We start from the raw sequence: 1,937 nt of genomic DNA, 5'->3' as shown, positions 1-1,937 counted from the left end.
CCGGCGGAGGAGCCCGCCCCGCCGTCCGAGCCCGCCTCGCCGTCCCCCTCGGAGTCCGCCCTGCCGCCCGGCTACGTCCTCGCCATCGAGGACGGGTACTCCCTCGCCGTCCCCGAGGACTGGGAGCGGCGCGCGGACGGCGTGTCCGTGTTCTACGAAGAGACTCCGGCGGACGGCGCGTTCATCCAGGTCTACGAGGTGACCGAGGACGTCAGCCCGTTCGAGGCGGTGCAGATAATCGAAGGCACCAAGGAGCAGGCCGAGGGCTACCGGCGCAACGACATGGCGGACATGGGCAACGCCGCGGAGTACGACTACTCGTACACCGACGAGCAACTCGGCCCGCGGCGCGTCCTGCTCCACGACCTGGAGACCGCGGACGGGAAGATGTACGCGCTCCTCGTCTCGGGCCCGGAGGCGGACTGGCCGCGGCAGCGGGACGTCGTCGACCAGATGACGGAGTCGTTCTGCACGGACGCGGAGTGCGCGGAGACGGGCGGCCTGTGAGGCGGCCCGTGCCGCACCCCCTCCCGGCGGGCCTCACGGCCCGGCCGGGGTGTCCCCCCGCAGTTCCGTCGCCAACTCCCGTACGGCCGTCAGCGTCCTGTCGAGCAGCCCGCCCCCGAAGGTGACCCTGGTCGCCCCCTGCCTCCCCAGCTCCGCCGGGTCCGGGCCGCCCGGTACGGCCAGGGCGTTGACCGGCAGGCCGATCTCGTCCGCCAGCAGCCGCAGGTGCTCCGGCGGCGCCAGGATGGGATAGATGCCGTCCGCGCCCGCCGCCGCGTACCGCCGGCCCCGTTCGACCGCTGCCCGCGGGTCCGCGACCCCGCGGACGAACGTGTCCACGCGGGCGTTGACGAACAGCCGGTCGCCCGCCTCGGCCCGTACCTCCGCGAGGAAGTCCGCCTGCTCCGCCGCGTCCCGCAGGGTCTTGCCGGGGTGCACCGTGTCCTCCAGGTTGCAGCCCACCGCACCGGCCGCCAGCAGCCGTTCGACGAGTTCGCGGGGCGGCAGGCCGTAGCCCGCCTCCACGTCCGCCGTGACCGGCACGTCCACGGCGCGGGCGATCCGGGTGATCGCCGCGAACATCTCGTCCACGGGGGTGGCCTCGCCGTCTCCGTAGCCCAGCGCCCTGGCGAGGCCCGCGCTCGGCGTGGCCAGCGCCGCGAAGCCGGCGTCCGCGAAGACGCGGGCGCTCGCCGCGTCCCAGGGGCCCGGCAGCACCAGCGGGTCCGCCGCCGCCCGGCCGTGGTGCAGGGCCCGGAACTCCTCCACGCCCCCCGTCACACCCGAGCCCGGCACGCCCGCGCCCCCCTCACGCCTCATGGCCGTACCGGCCCGGCTGGTAGTGCCCCGCCTCGGCCCTGCTGGTCACACACCACCGGTTCCACGCGTTGATCACCGTCAGCACCCCGATCAGCCGCGCCAGCTCCTGCTCCTCGAAGTGCTTCGCCGCCCGCTCGTACACCGCGTCCGGTACGAACCCGTCGGTCAGCACCGTCACGGCCTCGGCCAGGGCGAGCGCCGCCTGCTCCTTCTCCGTGTACAGGTGCGGCACCTCCGCCCAGGCGTTCAGGAGGTACAGCCGCTGCTCGGTCTCGCCGGCGGCGCGCGCGTCCTTGGAGTGCATGTCGATGCAGAACGCGCAGTGGTTGATCTGGGAGGCCCGGAGCTTCACCAGCTCGTAGACGACCGGATCGAGGCCCTTCTTGGCCGCCTGTTCCACCCGGACCAGGGCGCGCTGGACGTCGGGGGCGAGTGCGAAGAGGTCGAGACGCTGTGTCATGCCCTCCACGCTAAGTCCTCATATCCCAGATGTAAGGTCCATTTCCATGGCGGATACCTGGGCCACTTCGGCGGCGCTGCGGGACTTCCACCGCTCCCTCGACCTGCACGTCGACGTACGCGCCGGCACCCGCGGCGCCGGCGCCGCGCTG

Annotated in this window: 3 protein-coding genes; 1 reads left to right on the top strand and 2 read right to left on the bottom strand. The window is 73.5% G+C overall.

Translation table 11 applies throughout. From position 1 onward, the window contains the following. Nucleotides 1-507, top strand: a 507-nt coding sequence (locus tag H5J30_RS30140) for a serine/threonine kinase C-terminal domain-containing protein (protein ID WP_220189517.1), incomplete at its 5' end; no start/stop codon positions are given. A 33-nt stretch (nt 508-540) separates the two neighbouring features. Here H5J30_RS30140 and H5J30_RS30135 read toward each other — a convergent pair. Both H5J30_RS30135 and H5J30_RS30130 read right to left on the bottom strand, forming a co-directional pair. Continuing rightward, entirely contained in the window at nt 541-1,326 is a 786-nt protein-coding gene (locus H5J30_RS30135) for an isocitrate lyase/PEP mutase family protein (protein WP_220189516.1), read from the bottom strand. Beyond that, complete coding sequence (locus H5J30_RS30130) at nt 1,316-1,786, bottom strand: carboxymuconolactone decarboxylase family protein (protein WP_181790558.1); 471 nt, start codon at nt 1,784-1,786, stop codon at nt 1,316-1,318. The genes H5J30_RS30135 and H5J30_RS30130 overlap by 11 nt, the downstream gene beginning before the upstream one ends. Nucleotides 1,787-1,937: the final 151 nt, after the last annotated feature.

The sequence above is a fragment of the Streptomyces phytophilus genome, assembly GCF_013870535.1.
In the GTDB taxonomy this organism is placed as follows: Bacteria; Actinomycetota; Actinomycetes; order Streptomycetales; family Streptomycetaceae; genus Streptomyces; species Streptomyces phytophilus.
This window is presented reverse-complemented; position numbering and strand designations above follow the sequence as displayed.

Coding starts and splice junctions, on each gene's coding strand:
- H5J30_RS30135 (WP_220189516.1), bottom strand. CDS start 1,326: ATGAGGCGTGAGGGGGGCGCGGGCGTGCCGGGCTCGGGTGTGACGGGG.
- H5J30_RS30130 (WP_181790558.1), bottom strand. CDS start 1,786: ATGACACAGCGTCTCGACCTCTTCGCACTCGCCCCCGACGTCCAGCGC.